This window comes from Actinomycetospora lutea, from assembly GCF_028737205.1.
In the GTDB taxonomy this organism is placed as follows: Bacteria; Actinomycetota; Actinomycetes; order Mycobacteriales; family Pseudonocardiaceae; genus Actinomycetospora; species Actinomycetospora lutea.
In genome coordinates this window covers 1-20,595 of record NZ_JAQZAL010000011.1, presented here as the reverse complement: position 1 = coordinate 20,595, position 20,595 = coordinate 1, and the positions used below count along the sequence as shown (strand labels likewise).

The window sequence follows — 20,595 nt, the reverse complement described above, 5'->3', positions numbered from 1 at the left end:
AAGGTCTGTACCTATCCGTCGCGGGCTTCGGTCGGCCACGCCGCCGTCGGAGGAGAAGACGCCGGCCCCCGAGTGACGCCCGTGCTCGTGTGCGGGAACCCACGCGGCGTCACCGGTGCTCACGGAAGCGCCGTAGGTTTGCTCCGCCCGCAGATCAGCAGCGGCCGGGGCCGAGACCGCGATCGCGGCGTTCGGTGCACGCTTGGTACCCCGTCGACCCGAGCGCCTGAGCGCTCGCCCTCGTCCCGCGAGGGCGAGCGCTCGGGACCGGGTGTCGGCAACGGTGGCACGGAGATCACTCCCCGGGTCGACGCGCATGAGCCGCTCGACCCGCTTGCGCGAGACCTGCCCCGGCGGCACGACGGCGGCTCAACGACGGCGGTACACAGCGACCTCCTCCTACGGCTCGGCGGGCTCATCCTGTGGTCCGCGACGGACCGGGACGACCCCGGCCGACGATCAGTCCCGCGGCCGGCGCACCCCGAGCCGTTCCAGGCGCGGGAGCACCTCCTGTGCGAGGTAGGGCAGCTCGGCGGTGTAGTCGAGGAACGCCAGGGTCATCCCCGCGAACCCGGCCCGCGCGTAGCGCGCGATCTCGTCCGCGACCTCGTCCGGCGTGCCGACCAGCGGCACGCTGCCGTGGCCGGCGGCGAACCGGGACCGGAACGTCGCGAGCATCTCGGGCGTGAACGACTGGGCGTGCAGGCCCTGCAGGGCCATGAGGTTGTCGACCGCGGCCCAGTCGGCGCCCTCCTCGGCGTAGTGGTGCAGCGCGTCCCGCGCCTCGGCGTGGGTCGGCCGGCAGACGACGTGGCCGAGGGTGAGCACGCCCATCTCCCGGCGGTACCGCTCGCGGGCCGCCGTCGTCACCGCCGCGACCACGTCGGCGCCGTCCTCCGGGCCGGCGACCACGGTGAACGCGAAGTCGGCGTTGCGGGCGGCGAAGTCGCGGCCCTGGCCCGACGAGCCCGCATTGAGGATCGGCAGCGTCCCGTGCACCGGCTTCGGCTCGCCCTCGAGGCCGTGCAGCGCGAAGAACTCGCCGTCGTGGTCGAAGCGTCCCGGCGTCGTCCACAGCTCCCGGACGACCTCGAACCACTCCTGCGCGCGGGCGTAGCGGGCGTCGTGGTCGGTCGGCAGCTCGACGCCGAACGCGTCGTACTCGGGCTTGTTCCACCCGGCGACGATGTTGATCCCGGCGCGCCCGCCGCCGATCCGGTCGACCGTGGCGAGCTGCTTCGCGCTGACGACCGGGTGGTTGAAGGCGGTGTGCACGGTGGAGAACACGTGGATGCGCCGGGTGCGGGCGAGCAGCCCCGCCGCCCAGGGGATCGGCTCCAGCACGCTCTCGTGGAAGTTGGTCTCGCCGCCGTAGCCGATGAACCGCGCGATCGGCAGGAGGAAGTCGACGCCGACGTCGTCGGCGAGCACGGCGAGCGCGAGGTTGTCCTCCCAGCTGCCCGACCAGCGCTCGGGCACCGCGGTGACCGCGAGCCCGGAGGAGCAGTTGGGGGAGAAGAGGCCCAGCAGGAAGTCGCCGTCGGAACGCTCGAGGGGCATGGTCGTCCTTTCCCGAGATGACCGTGGACGGTCATGCTGCCCGGCAGACCCCGCGACCCCCAGGAGACGACCATGTCCGTGCTCGCCGCCCTCACCGACGCGCTGCGCTCCGGCGCCGTCGAGGTCGTCGATCTGACCACGCCGTTGCAGGAGTCGACGCCGATCCTGGAGCTGCCCGCGCCGTTCGCCAACACCTCGCGCTTCCGGCTCGAGGAGCTCTCGCGCTACGACGACCGCGGTCCGGCCTGGTACTGGAACGACATCCACACCGGCGAGCACACCGGCACCCACCTCGACGCCCCGAACCACTGGGTCACCGGCCGCGACGGCCTCGACGTCTCCCAGGCGCCGATGGCGACGCTCGTCGCGCCGGCCGTGGTGATCGACAAGACGGCCGACGTCGCCGTCGACCCCGACTTCCTGCTCGAGGTCAGCCACATCGAGGCCTGGGAGGCCGAGCACGGGCCGCTGCCCGACGGCGGGTGGCTGCTCTACCGCACCGGGTGGGAGGCCCACGGGGCCACGCAGGAGGAGTTCATGAACGCCGACGAGGCGGGCCCGCACACGCCAGGGGTGTCGGCGGAGTGCGCCCGGTGGATCGCCCAGTCCTCGCCGCTGACCGGGTTCGGGGTGGAGACCGTCGGCACCGACGCCGGCGGGGCGGGCGGGTTCGACCCGCCGTTCTCGTGCCACCACTTCCTCATGGGCGCGAACAAGTGGGGTCTCACGAGCCTGCGCAACCTCGGGCGCCTGCCCACCCGCGGCGCGGTGCTGCTGGTCAGCCCGCTGCCGATCGTGGGCGGCTCGGGATCGCCGACGCGGGCGCTCGCGCTGATCGAGCACTGATGGCGACCGTCGCGGAGCAGGTCGGGACGCTGCTCGCCGGGCTGGGCGTGGGGCACGCGTTCGGGGTGGTCGGCAGCGGCAACTTCCACGTGACGAACGCGCTGCGCGACGCCGGCGTCCCGTGGGCGGCGGCCCGCCACGAGGGCGGGGCGGCGGTGGTGGCCGATGCGTACGCGCGCACCTCCGGCGAGGTGGCCGTCGTGACCCTGCACCAGGGGTGCGGCCTGACCAACGCGCTGACCGGCGTCACCGAGGCCGCGAAGTCGCGGACCCCGCTGCTCGTGCTGGCCGCGGAGACGGCCGGCAGCGCGGTCCGCTCGAACTTCCGGGTCGACCAGGACGGTCTGGCGCGGTCGGTCGGCGCGGTGCCCGAGCGCGTGCACTCGCCGGCGTCGGCGGCCGCGGACGTCGTGCGCGCCTACGGCATCTGCCGCGACCAGCGCCGGACCGTGGTGCTCAACCTGCCCCTCGACGTCCAGGCGGCGCCGGCGGTCGACGCCCCGGCGCCCGCGCGGACCATGTGGCGGGCGCCGCGGCCGGACCCGGCGTCGGTCGCGGAGCTCGCCCGCCTGCTCGACGGGGCGCAGCGCCCGGTGTTCGTCGCGGGCCGGGGGGCGCGCGGGGCCCGCGCCGAGCTCGAGGAGCTCGCGCAGCGCTGCGGCGCCCTGCTCGCGACCTCCGCCGTCGCCCACGGCCTGTTCACCGGCTCGCCGTGGTCGCTGGGCATCTCCGGCGGCTTCTCGACGGCCCTGGCGGCCGAGCTCATCACCGACGCCGACGTCATCGTCGCGTGGGGGGCGTCGCTGACGATGTGGACGACACGCCACGGGGTCCTCACCGAGCGCGCGACCCTCGTGCAGGTCGACGACACCGCCGAGGCGCTCGGGGCGCAGCGCCCGATCGCGCTCGGCGTGCTCGGCGACGTCGCGGCGACGGCGCGGGACGCGCTCGAGGTGGTCGGGAAGACGTCCGGGTACCGCAGCGACGCGGTCGTCGCGCGCCTGCGCACGCACGGTCCCGAGGTGCCGGAGGAGGTCGCCGGGACGTCGGCCATCGATCCGCGCGTGCTCTCCGCCGCCCTCGACGAGCTGCTGCCCGCCGAGCGCACCGTCGCCGTCGACTCCGGCAACTTCATGGGCTACCCCGCGGCCTACCTGCGCGTCCCCGACGAGGCCGGCTTCTGCTTCACACAGGCGTTCCAGTCGATCGGGCTGGGGCTCGCGACCGGGATCGGCGCCGCGCTCGCCCGTCCCGACCGCCTGCCGGTCGCCGCGTGCGGGGACGGCGGGTTCCTGATGGGGATCAGCGAGCTGGAGACCGCGGTGCGGCTCGGGCTCGGGATGGTGATCGTGGTCTACGACGACGCCGGCTACGGCGCGGAGTTCCACCACTTCGCCGGCGGCGACCACGCGACGGTGCGCTTCCCCGACACCGACCTGGCCGCGATCGCCGCGGGCCACGGGTGCGCGGCGGCGGTGGTCCGGTCGAGCGCCGATCTCGCGATCGTGGGGGAATGGCTCGCCGGCCCGCGCGACCGGCCGCTGCTCCTCGACGCGAAGGTCACCTCCGACGGTCCGTCCTGGTGGCTGGCGGAGGCGTTCCGGGGGCACTAGGGTCCGGGACGAACATGTACCCGAGTACACGTCGAGGAACCGTGAGCAGCAGCGTCCACGACCTCCTCGCCGGGACGGCCGCCGACCGGCCCGAGGCGCCGTTCCTGGTGTTCGCCGGCGACGCCGGGGTCGAGACCGTCTCCTACGCCGAGCAGGTCCGGCGCGCCGACGAGACCGCCGGCCTGCTCGCGGAGCTCGGGGTGGAGCCCGGCGCGCGGGTGCACCTCATGACGCCCAACCGGCCCGAGTTCCTCGACGTCTGGTTCGCCTGCGCGCGGCTCGGGGCCGTCGTGGTGCCGGTGAACCCGCTCTCGACCGCCGACGAGGTCGGCCACCAGCTCACCGACTCGCGGGCCGTCCTGTCGGTGGTGGACGAGCCGCTGGCCGCGACGGTGCGCGCGGTCGCGGGCGAGCGCACCGTCCTCGGGCTCGGCGAGCTCGTCGCCCGGCGGCGCGGCCGCACGCCGCCGCCCGCCGCCGCGACGCCCGAGCTCGCCGCGATCATGTTCACCTCCGGCACCACCAGCGCGCCGAAGGGCGTGCAGGTCACGCACGCCAACTACCGGCAGGTCGGCCGGCTCGTCGCCGAGCACCTCGGCGTGACCGCCGCGGACCGCTGGCTGGTCACGCTGCCGCTCTTCCACGGCAACGCCCAGTACTACTGCTTGATGTCCGCGCTGGTGGCGGGGGGTGCAGTGGCGGTCGCGTCCCGCTTCTCCGCGACGGCGTGGCCGGCTCAGGCGCGGGAGCTCCGCCCGACGCTGGCCAGCCTCTTCGCCGCGCCCATCCGCATGGTGCTGGCGCGCTCGGTGCCCTCGCCGGACGACGCGGACAACGACCTGCGGCTGGTGCTGTTCGCCCAGAACCTCGCGCCGGCCCAGGCCCACGAGTTCGAGACGCGGTTCGGCGCACCGCTGCTGCAGCTCTACGGCATGACCGAGACGGTCGTCCCGCCGTTCGTGAACCCCCTCGACGACCGGCGCCGCTGGGACTCGATCGGCCTGCCGCTGCCGGGCGTGGAGGTCCGGGTGGTCGGCGAGGAGGGCGAGCCCGGCGAGCTGCAGGTCCGCGGGCGTCCGGGCGTTGACGTGACCCCGGGCTACGACGGGCGCCCGGAGGCGACCGCGGCACTGTTCGACGACGGCTGGCTGCGCACCGGCGACCAGGTGCGTCTCGACGAGATCGGGCGCGCGTACTTCGTCGACCGCGCCAAGGACATGATGAAGCGGGCCGGCGAGAACGTCGCCGCGAGCGAGGTCGAGCAGGTGCTCGGCGCCCACCCGGCCGTGCTCGAGAGCGCCGTCCACGGGGTGCCCGACCCGGTCCACGACGAGGCGATCGTCGCCCACGTCGTCCTGCGGCCCGGGGCGAGCGCGGACCCCGCCGAGCTCGTGGCGTGGTGCGCGGAGCGGCTGTCGAGGTTCAAGGTCCCGGAGACCGTCGTCGTCCGCGACGAGCTGCCCCGCAGCACCATCGGCAAGATCCTCAAGAACGCGCTGCGCGACGAGGTCCTCGGGGCCTCCCGGTGAGCGGCGTCAGGTCAGCGGGGTGCCATGCGCGACGACGAGGGCGTCGAAGCGGGCCGGCCCGCAGATCGTGAGCGCCCGGGCCGGGCCGTCGCCGACGACCTCGAAGCCGTGCTCCACGTCGCGGGGCAGGAAGATGAAGTCGCCCGCCGAGGCCGTGAAGCGCTCGTCGCCGCAGAAGCCGCGCAGCTCGCCCTCGAGGACGTAGAACATCTCGTCCTCGCCCTCGTGGGTGTGCGGGGGCACGGTCAGTCCCGCCGGTCCCGTCTGCTCCATCACCCCGACCCGGCCCTCGGTGTCGGACCCGCTCGCCTTCACGGTGAAGGTCGCGCCCCCGAACCCGTACCGGTCGCCCTCGCCCGCGGGCCGCACGAAGAAGCTCATGCCCCCATGATCTCGCCGACGACCTCGTGTGACCGTTCCGCCGCGCTGCGCCACAGGGCCGGAGGTCCCGGGGTCGGCGGGCCGGTCGACCCTGCCTCGCCGTCCGGCCCGTCCCCAGGCTCCCAGGAGCGGGAGCGAGGGGAGCACCATGGGCGCGAGGACGGGCGCGGCCCGCCGGGCGGTCGGGCTGTTCGTGCCCCCGCGGTCCACGCTGCGGCGGGGGAGCGACCGCCTCGAGGTCGCGGCCCGCTGGGTGCTGCTGCTCGCGGGGCTGCTGCTCCTGCCCGCCGCGCTGGCGGCCGGCGGAGAGGTCACTGCGCGGCTCGCCGCCACGGCCGCGATCGAGCAGGACGAGCGCCACGCGGTGATCGCCGAGGTGCTGCCGCGGCCGACCCGGCACCCGCCGGCGGGCGGTGACGTCGCGTCCCGGCCCGTGGGGGACGGGGCCTCCGACCCCTCGTCCGACGTCGTGCGGGCCCCGGTGCGCTGGCTCGGCGCCGACGGTTTCCCGCGCACGGGGCTCGCGCGCGTGCCCGAGGGCACGGCACCCGGCGAGAGGCGAGTGCTCTGGGTGGACGCCGCCGACCGGCCGACACCCCCGCCGATGCCGTCGACGGCCCCGGGCGCGCACGGAGCGCTGGTCACCGCGTTCCTGCTGATCACCGACCTGACGCTCTCGCTCGTCCTGCTCGCGGGGCTGCGCCACGTCCTCGACCGCGCCCGCCTGCGGTCCTGGGACCGCGCCTGGCGTCGCTTCGCCGACCCGGAGCCCGAGCCCGACCTCGAACCGGATCCCGATCGACGGCACTGATCCCCGCCGGGCCGCGTCCGGTAGGAAACGGTCATGGACCTCGCGTTCACCGCCGCACGTTCGTGACGTACGCCCCGAGACCCGGGCGGGCCCGGGAGCCCGGTCCGGTCGGCCGCACCGTCCTCGTGGTCCTCTGGGCGGTGATCGCCGTGCTGCCCCTGGCGCTCGGGATCGGCGACGTCCGGCTGGCGGCGGGTGCGGTCGGCACGCCGGGCACGCTCACCGTCGAGCAGTGCCTGGACCTCGGCCGGGGCCGCTACGACTGCGACGGCGTTCGTGCCCGACGACGGGAGCCCCCCGGTCGCCGTCGACGCCTCACCCGACTCGTCGGCCGGGGACGTCGTCCGGGCGCAGCTCGACGCGGACCGCGACCGGGCGATCCCGGGCGGCACGACCGGCGCCGCGCTGACCGTGCCCTTCCTCGGGCTCGCCGCGCTCGGGCTCCTGCCCGCCGTGGTGATGTGGGGGACGCGGCGCACCCGCGCCGTCCGTCCGGCCCTCTCCTGGGGCGTGGTCGTGGCGGTCGTCGGCCTCGCGGGGGTCGTCGTGGGACTGGTCGCCTCTTACGCCTGAGCCGCCGCCCGAGCCGCGGGCTCCGGAACGCTCCGCGCCGATGCCCGCCGCGACGACCGCCGCGATGCCCAGGGCCGCCTCGAGCGACGGCGTCTGGGCGAGGAGCACGGCGCCGATCGCGAGGGCGATGGCGGGCTCGAGGCACATCAGCGTGCCGAACGCCGCGGTGGTCAGCCGGCGCAGCGCGAGCAGCTCCAGGCTGAACGGCACCACGGGCATCAGCAGCGCGATCGCGAGCGCCGTGAGCAGCACCGACGCGTCGAGCGCGCCGCCCCCGGCGTCAGCGACCAGACCCGGGCCGGCGACGACCGCGGCGACCAGCCCGGCCACCGGCATCGAGACCGCGAGCCCGGTGAGCCCGGTGACGTGGTCGCCGACGCGCTGGGTGAGCAGGATGTACCCGGCCCAGCAGGCTGCGGCGGCGAGGGCGAAGCCGACGCCCGCGGTGTCGAGGCCCGACTGCCACGGGTGGGTCAGCAGGACGACGCCGACCGCGGCGAGCAGCGCCCAGCCCCGGGCGCGCCCCCGGCCGCGGACGAGCGCCACCCCGAGCGGGCCGAGGAACTCGAGCGCCGACGCGGTGCCCAGCGGGATGCGGGCGATGGCCTCGGTGAACAGGATCGTCAGCCCCGCGGTGACCGTGCCCAGCGCGACGCAGGCGGCCAGGCTCGAGCGGGTGAACGCCGACGGGCGCGGACGCACGAGGACGAGCAGCAGGGCGCCGGCGAACAGCAGTCGCAGGCACGCCGTGCCGGCCGGTCCGACGGCCGCGAAGAGCCCGGTCGACAGGGCGAGTCCGAGCTGCACGCAGAACATCGCGCCGACGGCCATGGCGGCGCCGCTGCGGGCCGAGGTGGGGAGCAGGCGTGGGGTCACGGGGACCAGTGAAGAGCGCGCTATCGTTCACGTCCACGTGAGATTCCTTCACGAAACGTCCGTGGATCGCGGATGATGTACCGGTGGACACGCGGCGCCTGCCCTACCTCGTCGAGTTCGACCGGCACGGCTCGATGCGGGTGGTCGCCGAGCTCATGGGCACGAGCACCTCGGTGGTCTCGCAGCAGATCGCCGCGCTCGCCCGCGAGGCCGGCGCCGCGCTGGTCGAGCCGGACGGGCGGCGGGCGCGCCTCACCCCGGCGGGTCAGCGGCTCGCCGAGCACGGGCGCACGATCCTGGCCGCGGTCGAGGCCGCGCAGCGCGATCTCGACCCGGACGCCGAGCCGCGCGGCCTCGTGCGCGTCGCGGGGTTCGCCAGCGCGATCCGCCGCACGCTCATGCCGACGGTCGTCGCCATGGCCCGCACGCACCCCCGGGTAGCCCTGACGATCCGCGAGTACGAGCCGGCCGAGGCGCACGCCATGCTCGTCGCCGACCGCATCGACCTCGCCCTGACCTACGACTACGACCTCGCCCCGGCCGCCCTCGACCCCGACCTCGCCGCGACGCCGCTGTGGTCGACCGCCTGGGGCCTCGCGGTCCCCGCCGCCGAGGTACCCGACGACGCGGGCGACTCCCTCGCCGTCGTCACCGCCTTCCGCGACTGCGCCTGGATCGGCAACTCGCGCAACCCCGCCGACGAGCAGGTCCTGCGCACGCTCGCGTCGATGGCGGGCTTCGCGCTGCGCACGACGCACGAGGCCGACAGCCTCGACCTGGTCGAGGACCTCATCCTCGCCGGCCTCGGCGTCGGCCTCCTCCCGCACGACCGCCCCACGGCACCCGGGATCGCGATCGTCCCGCTGACCGCCCCCGCGGTCCGCCTGCGCGCGTCCGCGGTGACCCGCCGGGGCCGCGAGACGTGGCCGCCGCTGGCCCTGGTGCTCGCCCAGGTGGTGGCTCAGGCGCCGACGTAGTCGGCGAGGTGGCGGCCGGTCAGGGTGGAGCGGTCGGCGACGAGCTCGGCCGGCGTGCCCTCGAAGACCACGCGCCCGCCGTCGTGCCCGGCGCCCGGCCCGAGGTCGATGATCCGGTCGGCGTGCGCCATCACGGCCTGGTGGTGCTCGATGACGATGACCGACTTGCCGCCGTCGACGAGGCGGTCGAGCAGACCCAGCATCTGCTCGACGTCGGCGAGGTGCAGACCGGTCGTCGGCTCGTCGAGGACGTAGACCGCGCCCTGCTCGGCCATCTGCGTCGCCAGCTTGAGCCGCTGCCGCTCGCCGCCCGAGAGCGTGGTCAGCGGCTGGCCGAGCGTGAGGTAGCCGAGCCCGACGTCGGCGAGCCGGACGAGGATCTTGTGCGCCGCCGGGGTCCGCGCCGTAGTGACGGGTCGAGCTCCGCTTCGCTCCGTCTCCCGCCCGGCGCCGAAGAACTCCGCCGCCTCGGCCACCGGCATCGCGAGGACCTCGCTGATGTCTTTCCCGCCCAGGCGGTACTCCAGCACCGAGGCGTCGAAGCGCTTGCCCTCGCAGACCTCGCAGAGCGTCGAGATGCCCGCCATGATCCCGAGGTCGGTGTAGATCACCCCGGCGCCGTTGCAGTTCGGGCAGGCACCCTCGGAGTTGGCGCTGAACAGCGCGGGCTTGACGCCGTTGGCCTTCGCGAACGCCTTGCGGATCGGCTCGAGCAGCCCGGTGTAGGTGGCCGGGTTGCTGCGCCGCGAGCCCTTGATCGGGGCCTGGTCGACCACCACGACGCCCTCGCGCCCGGCCACCGACCCGTGGATCAGCGAGCTCTTCCCGGAGCCGGCCACGCCGGTGACGGCGACGAGCACGCCGAGCGGGATGTCGACGTCGACACCGCGCAGGTTGTGGCTGTCGGCCCCGCGCACCTCCATCACCCCGGTGGGGGCGCGCACCGACCCCTTGAGCGACGCCCGGTCGTCGAGGTGGCGACCGGTCAGCGTCCCGCTGCCGCGCAGCCCGGCCAGGGAGCCCTCGAAGACGATCTCGCCGCCGGCCGTGCCCGCGCCCGGCCCCAGGTCGACGACGTGGTCGGCGATCGCGATGGTCTCGGGCTTGTGCTCGACGACGAGCACCGTGTTGCCCTTGTCCCGCAGGCGCAGCAGCAGGTCGTTCATGCGCGCGATGTCGTGCGGGTGCAGCCCGATGGTGGGCTCGTCGAACACGTAGGTGACGTCGGTGAGCGCCGAGCCGAGGTGGCGGATCATCTTGGTGCGCTGCGCCTCGCCGCCCGACAGCGTGCCCGCCGGCCGGTCGAGCGAGAGGTAGCCGAGCCCGATCTCGACGAACGAGTCGAGGGTCTCCGACAGCGACGCGAGCAGGGGACCCACGCTCGGTTCGTCCAGCCCCCGCACCCACTCGGCGAGATCGCTGATCTGCATCGCGCAGACGTCACCGATGTTCTTCCCGTCGATGAGCGACGAGCGGGCGGCCTCGCTCAGCCGGGTGCCGTGGCACTCCGGGCACGTCGTGAACACCACCGCGCGGTCGACGAACGCGCGCACGTAGGGCTGCATCGCCTCCCGGTCCTTCGACAGGAAGGACTTCTGGATCTGGTTGATCAGCCCGGTGTAGGTGAGGTTGATGCCCTCGATCTTGAGCTTGACCGGCTCCTTGTAGAGCAGGTCGTTCAGCTCCCGCCGGGTGAAGCGCGCGATCGGCTTGTCCGGGTCGAAGAACCCGCAGCCGCGCAGGATGCGGCCGAACCAGCCGTCCATGCTCATGCCGGGGACGGTGATCGCGCCCTCGTTGATCGACTTGGAGTCGTCGTAGAGCGCCGTCAGGTCGAAGTCGGACGCGGTGCCCCGGCCCTCGCAGCGCGGGCACATGCCGCCGGTGATGCTGAACTCGCGGCGTTCCTTGATCTCGCGGCCGCCCTTCTCGAACGTCACCGCGCCGGCGCCGGACAGCGAGGCGACGTTGAACGAGAAGGCCTGCGGCCCGCCGATGTGGGGCACGCCGAGCCTGCTGAACAGGATGCGCAGCATCGCCCCGGTGTCGGTGGCCGTGCCGACGGTCGAGCGGACGTCGCCGCCCATCCGCTCCTGGCCGACGACGATCGCCGTGGTCAGCCCGTCGAGGACGTCGACGTCGGGCCGGTTCAGCGTCGGCATGAAGCCCTGTACGAACGCGCTGTAGGTCTCGTTGATCATCCGCTGGGACTCGGCGGCGATCGTGCCGAACACCAGCGAGCTCTTGCCGGATCCGGAGACCCCGGTGAACACGGACAGCCGGCGCTTCGGCAGCTCCACGCTGACATCGCGCAGGTTGTTCTCGCGGGCGCCGTGGACGCGGATCAGGTCGTGGCTGTCGGCGTCGTGCCCGGCCGGGCTGCCGGTGCCGTTCGCCCTGCCGGACGCGGTCGTGGCCGTGCTCATCGGGTCTCCGTCCCTGCGCGTGACTGCTTCACTTCACCTCGAAGATCCGGATGGTGCTGCCTGCGGGGTCGCGGAAGGCGGCATCGCGGATGCCCCACGGCTGGTCGGTCGGTTCCTGGACGACCTCGGCCCCGTGACTCATGCCGGCCTGCAGCCGCCCGAACGTGTCGTCGAGGTCCTTGGTGGCGAGGTTGATCGACGCGTACGTGCCCTTGGCCATCATCTCGGCGACGGTCCGGCGCTCCTCCTCCGTCATCCCGGGCTGGGCGGCCGGCGGGTACAGCACGATCGACGTCCCGGGCTGGTCGACGGGCCCGACGGTGAGCCAGTGCAGCCCGTTCCACTCGACGTCGTTGCGCACCTCGAAGCCGAGGACGTCGCGGTAGAACGCGAGGGAGGCGTCGTTGTCGTTGTGGGGGAGGAAGGTGTTGTGAATCGTGAGGTCCATGGGAGATCACGCTAGGGGCGGTCCGGCGACGGGTGCTTCTCGATTCCTGATCGGTCGGGTCACCTGCTTGGCCACGCACGGGGGCATGCCCGGGCCCGGGCCGGCCTGCTGCTTGCGGTAGACGCTCGGGGAGACCCCGACCAGCTCGGTGAAGCGCGTGCTGAACGTCCCGAGCGACGACGAGCCGACCGCGAAGCAGACGTCGGTGACGCTCATGTCGCCGCGGCGCAGCAGCGCCATCGCCCGCTCGATGCGCCGGGTCATGAGGTAGCTGTAGGGCGACTCGCCGTAGGCGCGCCGGAACTCGCGGCTCAGGTGGCCCGCCGACCAGTGGACTCCGCGCGCGAGCGCCTCGACGTCGAGCGGCTGCGCGTACTCGCGGTCGATCCGATCGCGGACGCGGCGCAGCAGCGCGAGGTCGCGCAGGTGCTCCTCCCGGGAGGGACGGCTGGTCACCCGGTGGATCGTGCCACGGGCGGGCCCGCCGTCCGACTCCGCGAACCGGGCTGACCCACCATCGGCAGGACGTCGGCGGCGAGGCGCTCGAGCTGCTCACGGTCGGCGCCGACGTCGTCACACAGCGGATCGAGCAGGATCATCGCGGCGCCCGCGTCGCGGACCTCGGCGAGGCCCCGGGCCACCTCCTGCGGGGTGCCGGTGACCGGCACGTCCTCGATCCCGGGCTTGCGCCCGTAGAGCCCGTGCAGGCTCGCGACCATTCCTTCGCGCGCCCGCGCGGGGTCGTCGTCGACGCGGACGTAGACGCGCTTCGCGAGCGGGAAGCCCGCGAGATCGCGGCCCTGCTCCTCCAGCTCGCGACGGAGCACGACGACCTGGTCCGCGAACGCGGCGGTGGTCACCGAGCCCGCGCCCAGGAACGCGTCGCCGAGCCGCGCGGCGCGCGCCAGCGCCCGGGGTGCGCTGCCCCCGAACCAGACCGGCGGGTGCGGGCGCTGCACGGGCTTCGTCGCGATCGCCAGGTCCTCGCACTGCCGGAACCGGCCCGCGAAGCTGATGCGCGGCGCGTCGGACCAGGCCGCCTGCATGAGCGCGAGCCCCTCGGTGAAGCGCGCGACGAAGGTCTCGCGCTCGACCCCGAAGGCCGCGAAGTCCCGGGAGCCGCCGCCGGGCGCGATCCCGACGTCGAGCCGGCCGTGGCTCAGGCGGTCGACGGTGGTCAGCGCGGCCGCGAGCTGCAGCGGGTCGTGCAGGGTGCCGATCAGCACGCCGACCCCGAGCCGCAGGCGCTCGGTGCACGCGGCCGCGTACGCGAGGACCTCCAGCGGCGCCAGCACCGGGGCCTTGCCGACCGTGAGCTCCATGGTCCAGGCGCCGTCGAACCCCAGTTCCTCGGCGCGCGCGAGGTGGGCCTTCACCCCGGCCGCGTCGAAGGTGCCGACGCCGAACTGGGGGATCGCGATCGACCAGCGCACGCGGTCGACCGTAGGGGACGGCGCCGGTCGGCGGGCATGCTCGGCGATGTGCCCGTCGACCCCGCCGCCCGCCGGACGATGATCGCCGCGCTCGTCCCGGACGCCGAGCCGCTCGTGGGCCCGTTCCGCGCCGAGCTCGACCCCACCGCCCGCCGCGGGCTCGGCGCGCACCTCACCCTCGTGCGCCCGTTCGTCGCGCCCGGCCGGGTCGCCGCCGGGACCGTGGCCGCGCTGCGGGACGCGGTCGCCGCCGTCCCCGCGTTCCCGTGCACGTTCGCCGCGCTGCGATGGTTCGGCGAGAAGGTGCTCTGGCTGGCCCCGGAGCCGGTCGCCGCGTTCCGGGAGATCGCGGGGCGGATCCGTGCGGCGTTCCCGGAGCTGCCCGCCGAGGACCGCGAGCTCGTCCCGCACCTGACGGTCGGGCTCCGGCGCGCCGCGTCCGCGTCGGCGCTGCGGGCCGCCGAGGCCGCGCTCGCCCCGCGGCTGCCGCTGACTGTGCGCGTGGACCGCGTCGCGCTGATGGTGCGGACCGAGACCTGGGACGTCGCGGCGGAGGTGCCGCTCGGGGTCAGTCCTTCTGGACCGCCCGGGCTAGGATCCCCAGGGTCGCCCTGAGCGACTGCGGGTGGATCACCGGGAAGATGTCGCGGGCCGCCCACTCGGGATGGACCGTCGACCAGTCGTAGTAGGACGTCACCCGCGTGCCGTCCTCCACGGGCTCGAGACGGTAGCCGTAGACGTGGCCGATGTACGGGCGCAGCTGCCCCTCGACGGTCCAGGCGATCTCGATGTCGGGCTCGTAGACGGTGATGACGACGTCGACGTCGTAGCGCCCGAGGGGGCGGTCGCCGAGCGCCTCGCGGTCCATGCGCACGGTGAACCGGTCGCCGACGGACTCCACGGGCTCGCCGTCCGCGTCCATGAGCATCCCGGAGCTGTCGATCGCGACGTGGCCGTGGGGATCGCGCAGGACGTCGAAGACGGTCGCCGGTTCGGCCGCGATCCATCGGGTGACCTCGATGCGCTGCTCGCTCACGGTGCGCAGCATGTCACCCCGAGTGGCACATCACCGGCCCGGATGGGCGGAACAGCCGTCCTGCCGAATGCGTTGTGCCACCTGCAGGCGAGAACGAGGAGGGAAGTCCGTGGCCACTCAGACCGCGATCCTGGCCGGTGGGTGCTTCTGGGGTGCCCAGGAGCTGTTGCGTCAGCGACCCGGCATCCTCTCGACCCGGGTCGGCTACTCCGGCGACCCGAACACCCCGAACGCGACCTACCGTCGTCACGGCGACCACGCCGAGGCCGTGGAGGTCGTGTTCGACGACTCGACGATCTCCTACCGCGAGATCCTGGAGTTCTTCTTCCAGATCCACGACCCGTCGACGCGCAACCGGCAGGGCAACGACATCGGCCGCAGCTACCGGTCGGCGATCTACTACACGAGCCCCGAGCAGGAGCGCGTCGCCCGCGACACGATCGCGGACGTCGACGCCTCGGGCCTGTGGCCCGGGCCGGTGGTGACCGAGGTGGAGCCGGCCAGCGAGTTCTGGGAGGCCGAGCCGGAGCACCAGGACTACCTGCAGAAGATGCCCTGGGGCTACACGTGCCACTTCGTGCGCCCGGGCTGGGTGCTGCCGAAGCGCGAGGAGACGACGTCGGCATGACGGCGGTCGAGGAGGACCTCGCCGGGTCCTGGGCCGCGTGGCACGCGGAGCGTGAGGACACGCTCCGCGCGCCGCACGGGTGGCTCAGCCTCACCGGGCTGCATTGGCTCGACGGGCAGGCACGGACGTATGCGGACCTGCCCGGCACGTGGCGGGCCGTCGGCGGAGCCGTCGAGATCACCGCGACCGCCGGCGACGGCGTGTCCGTGGACGGCGAGCCGGTCGACGGCACCGTCCGGGTCGAGCCGGTCGACGGCAAGCCGGGCGTCCTCGTGGCCGTGGGGCAGCGGCGGGTCGAGGTGATCCGCCGCGAGGAGCACCTGGGGCTGCGCATCCGCGACCCGCAGGGTCCGACCCTCGCGCGGTTCGCCGGCGTGCCCGCCTTCCCGGTCGACGCCGCGTGGATCGTCACCGGCCGGTTCACCCCCTGGGACGCGCCGCGGCGCCTCGACGTCGACACGGTCGTCGACGGCCTCGGGTTCCACCCGACCGCCGTGGGCACGGTGTCGTTCACGCTCGGCGGCGAGGAGCAGGAGCTCATCGCCCTGGGCGGCGAGGGTGCCGAGCTGCGGCTGCACTTCCGGGACGGGACCTCGGGGCACAGCACCTACGGCGGCGGGCGCGTCCTGCGCACCGACGCCCCGGCCGACGACGGGTCGGTGCGGATCGACCTGAACCGCACGCTGAACCTGCCCTGCTCGTTCACGGCGTTCGCGACCTGCCCGCTGCCGCCGGCGGGCAACCTGGTCACGGTGCCGGTCGAGGCGGGGGAGAAGACGCCGGTCTGACCGGGAACGGTCGCGGTGCCGTACCGAGTGGTTGCAAATCAGGACCACTGCGGTACGGTCCCGCGGCATGGCCGAACACACCGGACGGGTCGCCCTGATCACCGGCGCGGCCCGAGGACAGGGCCGCAGCCACGCGTGGCGGCTCGCCGAGCAGGGCGCGGACGTCATCGCGATCGACGTGTGCGCGCCGGACGAGGGCGTCGCGTACCCGATGGCGAGTCCCGACGACCTCGCCGGGACGGCCGCCGGGATCCGCGAGCGCGGTGGGCGGGTGAGTGCCCACGTCGCCGACGTCCGGGACGCCTCGGCGCTGGGCGACGCGGTCGCCGCGGGCATCGACGAGCTCGGCGGCGTCGACATCGTGCTGGCCAACGCCGGGATCGGGATGGCGTCGCCGCACGTCTCGGCCGCGCGGGCGTTCCGCGACCAGCTCGACGTCAACACGGTCGGCGTCTGGAACACGGTGCAGGCCGCCGCGCCGACCATGATCGCGCAGGGCCGGGGCGGCGCCGTCGTCGTCACCAGCTCGTCGATGGGGCTCACCGGCCGCGGGGGCGACGGCAGCGGGCAGCTCGACGGCTACATCGCCAGCAAGCACGCGCTCGTCGGGCTCGTGCGGGGCTGGGCGCACTGGCTCGCGCCGCACGGCATCCGCGTCAACTCGGTGCACCCGTCCGGGGTGGCGACGACGATGGTGCTCAACGACGCCGTCGCCGCCCTGTTCACCGACCCGCCCGACGGCGAGGTGCCCGACGTCGGCAACCTGCTGCCGGTCGGCCTCCTCGACGCCGCGGACGTCACCGCGGCGGTCGAGTGGCTCGTGTCCGACGGCGCCCGCTACGTCACCGGCGTGGCGCTGCCCGTCGACGCCGGGTTCACGGCGCGCTGACCCCTCCGTGCGCGATCTTCTGGGCGATCGCACCGAAGATCACGCACGTCACCCACACGGCTCAGGGCCGGCAGTCGCGGCAGGGGCGGTAGCCGGCGGCGCGGGCGCGGTCCAGGCTCGCGAACCCGTGGCGGTGGGCCGTGGTGATCCGGCGCGCGTGGTGGCAGGTCGGCAGGCACACGACGCCCGTGGTGTCGCTGCCGATCAGCCGGGTGCCGGACGCGGCGAGGTCGGCCAGGCGGTCGAGCTCCACGCCCTCGCGCTCCAGCAGCGCCACCTTGTCCGCGCGCCCCGAGAGGTACTGCCCGAGGTCGCCGTCGCCGCGCACGACGCGGTGGCAGGGCACGAGCAGCGGCACCGGGTTGCGGGCGAGCACCGAGCCCACCGCGCGCACGGCCTTCGGGTGCCCGGCCTCGCGTGCCACCCAGCCGTAGGGCCGGGTCTGTCCGGACGGGATGCGCGCGGTGACGGCGAGGACCTCGCGGGCGAACGGGGTCAGCGCGTCCAGGTCGAGCGCCGGTCCCGGGCCGGTGCCGCGCAGGGCGGGCAGCAGGCCCCGGGGCGGGCGCGCGGCCGGGCGCACGGGGCGTCCGTGGCGGGTGCGGTAGTCCTCGAGGAACGTGCCCAGCTCGCCGGCGTAGGCGGCGGTGCGCAGCAGCCGCACCCCGCGGGCGCCGACCACGGCGTACACGTCGCCGAGGGGGCCGGGCACCTGCACCCAGCCGTCGACGACCCGCTCGGCGAGGGTCGCGGGGGCGGGCCCGGCGAGGTCGCGCAGGTCTTCCAGCAGCGAGTCGGTCATGAGGTCTCCTCGGGAGTCAGGCGTGCCCGCAGGGCGGCGAGCCCGCGGGCGGCGTGCGACCGGGCGGTCCCCTCGCTGCACGCGAGCACGGCGGCCACCTCGGCCACCGGCAGGTCGACGACGTGGCGCAGCACCACGGCGGTGCGCTGCGCGACCGGGAGCTCGGCGACGAGCACCGCGAGGCGCTCGCGCAGGTCGGTGGCCGCCGCGCGCTCGTCGGGCCCGGGGACGGGGCTGGGGCGGTCGGGCGGGTCGGCGGCGCCGTCGGTCCGGGGCCGGCGGGCGGCGTCGCGGCGGTCGTTGCGGGCGGTGTTGAGCAGGATCGTCAGCAGCCAGGGGCGCAGGTCCAGCCGCCCGATGCGCCGCGCGTCGTAGCCGCGCAGGGCCCGGTAGGCGCGCAGGAGCGCCTCGGCGGCGAGGTCCTCCGCGTCCGCCGGCCGGTCGGCGGTGCGCCGCGCCACCGCGTGCACCACGTCCCCGTGGGTGCGCACCACCGCCTCGAACCCCGCGTCGAGGTCCTCGACCAGCGCGGTGCGCAGCTGCTCGTCGTCGGCCACGTCGGGGAGAACACCACAACCGCGCCATCCGTGGCGGGCCTCCGATTCCTGCAAGACCGCCGGCCGGCGGGAGACCAGGCTGGAGCCATGACCGGGATACGCCGCATCGTCGCCAACCTCGCCGTCGACGACCCCGCCGCCGACGCGCCGTTCTGGACCGGCCTGCTCGGGCTCGAGACCCCGATGGACATGGGCTGGGTGGTGAACCACCGCAGCGGGACCAGCCAGGTCCAGCTCATCTCCCGCGACGCGACGGCGCCCGAGGACAGCCGGGTCAGCGTCGAGGTCGACGACGTCGACGCGGTGCACGAGCAGGCGGTCGCCGCCGGCTACGAGATCGTCCACCCGCTCACCGACGAGCCCTGGGGCGTGCGCCGGTTCTTCGTGCGCACCCCGCAGGGCGTCGTGGTGAACGTGCTCGCCCACCCCTGAGCTGGTAGGTACGTCGCCCGTGCGGACACTGATCACCGGAGCGAGCGCCGGGCTGGGCGCGGGCATGGCCCGCGAGCTCGCCGGCCGCGGCCACGACCTCGCGCTGGTCGCCCGGCGCCTCGACCGCCTCGAGGCGCTGCGCGACGAGCTCGCCCCCACCGGCGTGCGCGTCGCGATCGCCGAGCTCGACGTCGACGACCACGACGCCGTGTTCACCACGGTGCGCGCGCTGCGCGACGAGCTCGGCGGCCTCGACCGCGTGATCGTCAACGCCGGGGTCGGCAAGGGCGCGCCGATCGGCACCGGGCGGTTCGACGCCAACCTCGCCACGGCGCGGACCAACTTCGTCGCCGCCCTGGCCCAGTGCGAGGCCGCCATGGAGATCTTCCGGGCGCAGGACGCGGGGCACCTGGTGGTCGTGTCGTCGGTGGCCGCCGACCGCGGGCTGCCGGGCGCGCAGACCACCTACGCGGCGACCAAGGCCGCGCTCTCGCACCTCGCCGAGGGCATCCGGGTCGACGTCGCCGACACCCCGATCCGGGTCACCACGCTCGCGCCCGGCTACATCCGCACCGAGCTCAACGGCGGCATGAGCAGGCCGTTCTCGGTGGACGCCGCGACCGGCACCCGGGCCATGGCCGACCTGATCGAGAAGGCCCCCGCCGTCGCCTACGTGCCGACCTGGCCGTGGGCGGTGCTCGGCCGGGTGCTGCGCGTGCTGCCGACACCGATTCTGCGTCGCGTCACGTGACTACGGTGGGACCGTGGCCGAGCTGAAAGAGCGACTGCGCAGCGACCTCACCACCGCGATGAAGGCCCGCGACGAGGTGCGGGTGGCGACGCTGCGCATGACGCTGTCCGCGATCAACACCGAGGAGGTCGCGGGGGAGTCCCACCGCGAGCTCACCGACGACGAGGTCGTCACGGTGATCGGGCGCGAGTCGAAGAAGCGCCGCGAGTCCGCCGAGGCCTTCGACGGCGCGGGGCGCACGGAACTCGCCGACCGGGAGCGCGCCGAGCAGGCCGTGCTCACCGACTACCTGCCCGCCCAGCTCTCCGACGAGGAGCTCGGCGCGCTCGTCGCCGCGGCGATCACCGAGACCGGCGCCGAGGGACCGAGGCAGATGGGCCAGGTGATGAAGGTGGTGCAGCCGCAGGTCGCGGGGCGCGCGGACGGGCGTCGCGTGTCGGGCGAGGTCAAGCGGCAGCTGAGCTCGTGACGGCGCTGGTCACCGGTGGCGGCACCGGCATCGGGCGCGCCTGCAGCCTCGCGCTGCACCGGGCGGGGTACGACGTCGCGATCTCCTATCGCCGCTCCTCGGACGACGCCGCGGCGACGGTGGCCGAGATCGAGGCCGAGGGCGGCCGGGCGATCGCGGTCGCGGCCGACGTCACCGACGACGCGGCGGTGCGCGCGATGGTCGCCGACGTGCGGGCACGGCTCGGGCCGGTCGAGGTGCTGGTGAACAACGCCGGCGCCACGATCCCGCTGCCCCTCGACGACCTCGACGGCGCCACCGACGACGTCTGGCAGCAGCTGCTCGCGGTCAACCTCATGGCGCCCTGGTACTGCGCCCGGGCCGCGGCCGACGACCTGCGGGCCGCGCAGGACGGGGTCGTCGTCAACATCGGGTCGATCGCCGGGCTGACCGGCAGCGGCTCGTCGCTCCCGTACGCGGTGAGCAAGTCCGCGCTGCACGGGCTGACGCGCTCGCTGGCCCGCGCGCTCGCGCCGGTGCGGGTCAACGAGGTCGCGCCCGGCCTCGTCCTGACCCGCTGGTGGGCGGGCAACGAGGAGCGTGGCCGCGAGCTCGCGGCCAAGGCCCTGCTCGACCGCGAGACCACACCCGAGGACGTCGCCCGCGCCGTGCTCGGACTCGTCGAGAGTCGGGCGATGACCGGGCAGACCGTCGTCGTCGACGGGGGCCAGACGCTCTAGGAGAGTGCTGAAGAAGCGGGTGTTGGGGGCGGGGCGCCTCGGCAGTCGCGC

At 74.7% G+C, this 20,595-nt stretch carries 23 protein-coding genes; 13 read left to right on the top strand and 10 right to left on the bottom strand.

Features of this window, described 5'->3' with window-relative positions:
• Positions 1–459 precede the first annotated feature (459 nt).
• Positions 460–1,560, bottom strand: a complete 1,101-nt coding sequence (locus PHK61_RS13610; protein ID WP_274281528.1) for an LLM class flavin-dependent oxidoreductase — start codon at positions 1,558–1,560, stop codon at positions 460–462.
• Between the two features lie 72 nt (positions 1,561–1,632).
• Between PHK61_RS13610 and PHK61_RS13605 the strand changes: the two genes are divergently transcribed.
• The 3 genes from PHK61_RS13605 to PHK61_RS13595 are packed head-to-tail and all read left to right on the top strand — an operon-like array spanning position 1,633 to position 5,548.
• Entirely contained in the window at positions 1,633–2,406 is a 774-nt protein-coding gene (locus tag PHK61_RS13605; RefSeq protein WP_274281527.1) for a cyclase family protein, read from the top strand.
• Entirely contained in the window at positions 2,406–4,019 is a 1,614-nt protein-coding gene (locus tag PHK61_RS13600) for a thiamine pyrophosphate-binding protein (RefSeq protein WP_274281526.1), read from the top strand. The genes PHK61_RS13605 and PHK61_RS13600 overlap by 1 nt, the downstream gene beginning before the upstream one ends.
• Positions 4,020–4,060: 41 nt before the next feature.
• Entirely contained in the window at positions 4,061–5,548 is a 1,488-nt protein-coding gene (locus PHK61_RS13595) for a class I adenylate-forming enzyme family protein (RefSeq protein ID WP_274281525.1), read from the top strand.
• 6 nt (positions 5,549–5,554) lie between these two features.
• Here PHK61_RS13595 and PHK61_RS13590 read toward each other — a convergent pair whose 3' ends face one another.
• The gene (locus PHK61_RS13590) at positions 5,555–5,929 is read right to left on the bottom strand and encodes a cupin domain-containing protein (protein ID WP_274281524.1); all 375 of its coding nucleotides are present in this window, start codon (positions 5,927–5,929) and stop codon (positions 5,555–5,557) included.
• A gap of 148 nt (positions 5,930–6,077) precedes the next feature.
• On the opposite strand from PHK61_RS13590, the gene PHK61_RS13585 reads away from it, so the two are divergent.
• Positions 6,078–6,740, top strand: coding sequence for an Rv1733c family protein (locus PHK61_RS13585; protein ID WP_274281523.1), 663 nt, complete (start codon positions 6,078–6,080; stop codon positions 6,738–6,740).
• 315 nt (positions 6,741–7,055) lie between these two features.
• Here the strand turns inward: PHK61_RS13585 and PHK61_RS13580 are convergent, their stop codons facing one another.
• Positions 7,056–8,189 (bottom strand): EamA family transporter, encoded by a 1,134-nt coding sequence (locus PHK61_RS13580; protein WP_274281522.1) that lies wholly within the window; start codon positions 8,187–8,189, stop codon positions 7,056–7,058.
• Between the two features lie 83 nt (positions 8,190–8,272).
• On the opposite strand from PHK61_RS13580, the gene PHK61_RS13575 reads away from it, so the two are divergent.
• Complete coding sequence (locus PHK61_RS13575; protein WP_274281521.1) at positions 8,273–9,166, top strand: LysR family transcriptional regulator; 894 nt, start codon at positions 8,273–8,275, stop codon at positions 9,164–9,166.
• On the opposite strand, the gene PHK61_RS13570 is transcribed toward PHK61_RS13575, so the two are convergent.
• The 4 genes from PHK61_RS13570 to PHK61_RS13555 are packed head-to-tail and all read right to left on the bottom strand — an operon-like array spanning position 9,151 to position 13,473.
• On the bottom strand, positions 9,151–11,592 hold the full coding sequence (locus PHK61_RS13570) for an excinuclease ABC subunit UvrA (RefSeq protein ID WP_274281520.1): 2,442 nt from the start codon (positions 11,590–11,592) through the stop codon (positions 9,151–9,153). The two genes, PHK61_RS13575 and PHK61_RS13570, sit on opposite strands and share 16 nt — an antisense overlap.
• A 28-nt stretch (positions 11,593–11,620) precedes the next feature.
• Positions 11,621–12,040, bottom strand: coding sequence for a VOC family protein (locus PHK61_RS13565; RefSeq protein ID WP_274281519.1), 420 nt, complete (start codon positions 12,038–12,040; stop codon positions 11,621–11,623).
• A gap of 6 nt (positions 12,041–12,046) precedes the next feature.
• Entirely contained in the window at positions 12,047–12,496 is a 450-nt protein-coding gene (locus PHK61_RS13560) for a helix-turn-helix transcriptional regulator (RefSeq protein ID WP_274281518.1), read from the bottom strand.
• A complete protein-coding gene (locus tag PHK61_RS13555) occupies positions 12,493–13,473 on the bottom strand; it encodes an LLM class flavin-dependent oxidoreductase (protein WP_274281517.1) in 981 nt (326 codons plus the stop codon). The genes PHK61_RS13560 and PHK61_RS13555 overlap by 4 nt, the downstream gene beginning before the upstream one ends.
• Positions 13,474–13,521: 48 nt before the next feature.
• Between PHK61_RS13555 and PHK61_RS13550 the strand changes: the two genes are divergently transcribed.
• On the top strand, positions 13,522–14,088 hold the full coding sequence (locus PHK61_RS13550; RefSeq protein ID WP_274281516.1) for a 2'-5' RNA ligase family protein: 567 nt from the start codon (positions 13,522–13,524) through the stop codon (positions 14,086–14,088).
• Here the strand turns inward: PHK61_RS13550 and PHK61_RS13545 are convergent.
• Complete coding sequence (locus tag PHK61_RS13545; protein WP_274281515.1) at positions 14,042–14,509, bottom strand: SRPBCC family protein; 468 nt, start codon at positions 14,507–14,509, stop codon at positions 14,042–14,044. The genes PHK61_RS13550 and PHK61_RS13545 overlap by 47 nt on opposite strands.
• A gap of 67 nt (positions 14,510–14,576) precedes the next feature.
• On the opposite strand from PHK61_RS13545, the gene msrA reads away from it, so the two are divergent.
• From msrA to PHK61_RS13530, 3 genes are all read left to right on the top strand, one after another.
• The gene (gene msrA, locus PHK61_RS13540; RefSeq protein ID WP_274281514.1) at positions 14,577–15,137 is read left to right on the top strand and encodes a peptide-methionine (S)-S-oxide reductase MsrA; all 561 of its coding nucleotides are present in this window, start codon (positions 14,577–14,579) and stop codon (positions 15,135–15,137) included.
• A complete protein-coding gene (locus PHK61_RS13535; protein WP_274281513.1) occupies positions 15,134–15,925 on the top strand; it encodes a DUF1684 domain-containing protein in 792 nt (263 codons plus the stop codon). The genes msrA and PHK61_RS13535 overlap by 4 nt, the downstream gene beginning before the upstream one ends.
• A 67-nt stretch (positions 15,926–15,992) precedes the next feature.
• On the top strand, positions 15,993–16,814 hold the full coding sequence (locus PHK61_RS13530) for a mycofactocin-coupled SDR family oxidoreductase (protein WP_274281512.1): 822 nt from the start codon (positions 15,993–15,995) through the stop codon (positions 16,812–16,814).
• Positions 16,815–16,875: 61 nt separating this feature from the next.
• On the opposite strand, the gene PHK61_RS13525 is transcribed toward PHK61_RS13530, so the two are convergent.
• Both PHK61_RS13525 and PHK61_RS13520 read right to left on the bottom strand, forming a co-directional pair.
• Positions 16,876–17,616, bottom strand: a complete 741-nt coding sequence (locus PHK61_RS13525; RefSeq protein WP_274281511.1) for a methylated-DNA--[protein]-cysteine S-methyltransferase — start codon at positions 17,614–17,616, stop codon at positions 16,876–16,878.
• Positions 17,613–18,173: an RNA polymerase sigma factor gene (locus tag PHK61_RS13520; protein WP_274281510.1), complete on the bottom strand. Its 561-nt coding sequence runs from the start codon at positions 18,171–18,173 to the stop codon at positions 17,613–17,615. Before PHK61_RS13520 ends, PHK61_RS13525 begins: the two co-directional genes overlap by 4 nt.
• A gap of 87 nt (positions 18,174–18,260) precedes the next feature.
• Here PHK61_RS13520 and PHK61_RS13515 point away from each other — a divergent pair, with 87 nt between their 5' ends.
• Genes PHK61_RS13515 through PHK61_RS13500 form a run of 4 tightly spaced genes read left to right on the top strand, consistent with a single transcriptional unit; the run spans position 18,261 to position 20,544 of the window.
• Entirely contained in the window at positions 18,261–18,605 is a 345-nt protein-coding gene (locus PHK61_RS13515; protein WP_274281509.1) for a VOC family protein, read from the top strand.
• Between the two features lie 19 nt (positions 18,606–18,624).
• Positions 18,625–19,356 (top strand): SDR family oxidoreductase, encoded by a 732-nt coding sequence (locus tag PHK61_RS13510; protein ID WP_274281508.1) that lies wholly within the window; start codon positions 18,625–18,627, stop codon positions 19,354–19,356.
• Positions 19,357–19,369: 13 nt separating this feature from the next.
• Entirely contained in the window at positions 19,370–19,825 is a 456-nt protein-coding gene (locus PHK61_RS13505) for a GatB/YqeY domain-containing protein (protein ID WP_274281507.1), read from the top strand.
• On the top strand, positions 19,822–20,544 hold the full coding sequence (locus PHK61_RS13500) for an SDR family NAD(P)-dependent oxidoreductase (RefSeq protein ID WP_274281506.1): 723 nt from the start codon (positions 19,822–19,824) through the stop codon (positions 20,542–20,544). The genes PHK61_RS13505 and PHK61_RS13500 overlap by 4 nt, the downstream gene beginning before the upstream one ends.
• Positions 20,545–20,595: the final 51 nt, after the last annotated feature.

Excerpts from the sequence above, each read along its gene's own strand:
- PHK61_RS13610 (WP_274281528.1), bottom strand. The coding sequence starts at position 1,560 with ATGCCCCTCGAGCGTTCCGACGGCGACTTCCTGCTGGGCCTCTTCTCC.
- PHK61_RS13605 (WP_274281527.1), top strand. The coding sequence starts at position 1,633 with ATGTCCGTGCTCGCCGCCCTCACCGACGCGCTGCGCTCCGGCGCCGTC.
- PHK61_RS13600 (WP_274281526.1), top strand. The coding sequence starts at position 2,406 with ATGGCGACCGTCGCGGAGCAGGTCGGGACGCTGCTCGCCGGGCTGGGC.
- PHK61_RS13590 (WP_274281524.1), bottom strand. The coding sequence starts at position 5,929 with ATGAGCTTCTTCGTGCGGCCCGCGGGCGAGGGCGACCGGTACGGGTTC.
- PHK61_RS13585 (WP_274281523.1), top strand. The coding sequence starts at position 6,078 with ATGGGCGCGAGGACGGGCGCGGCCCGCCGGGCGGTCGGGCTGTTCGTG.
- PHK61_RS13570 (WP_274281520.1), bottom strand. The coding sequence starts at position 11,592 with ATGAGCACGGCCACGACCGCGTCCGGCAGGGCGAACGGCACCGGCAGC.
- PHK61_RS13565 (WP_274281519.1), bottom strand. The coding sequence starts at position 12,040 with ATGGACCTCACGATTCACAACACCTTCCTCCCCCACAACGACAACGAC.
- msrA (WP_274281514.1), top strand. The coding sequence starts at position 14,577 with ATGCGTTGTGCCACCTGCAGGCGAGAACGAGGAGGGAAGTCCGTGGCC.
- PHK61_RS13535 (WP_274281513.1), top strand. The coding sequence starts at position 15,134 with ATGACGGCGGTCGAGGAGGACCTCGCCGGGTCCTGGGCCGCGTGGCAC.
- PHK61_RS13530 (WP_274281512.1), top strand. The coding sequence starts at position 15,993 with ATGGCCGAACACACCGGACGGGTCGCCCTGATCACCGGCGCGGCCCGA.
- PHK61_RS13525 (WP_274281511.1), bottom strand. The coding sequence starts at position 17,616 with ATGACCGACTCGCTGCTGGAAGACCTGCGCGACCTCGCCGGGCCCGCC.
- PHK61_RS13515 (WP_274281509.1), top strand. The coding sequence starts at position 18,261 with ATGACCGGGATACGCCGCATCGTCGCCAACCTCGCCGTCGACGACCCC.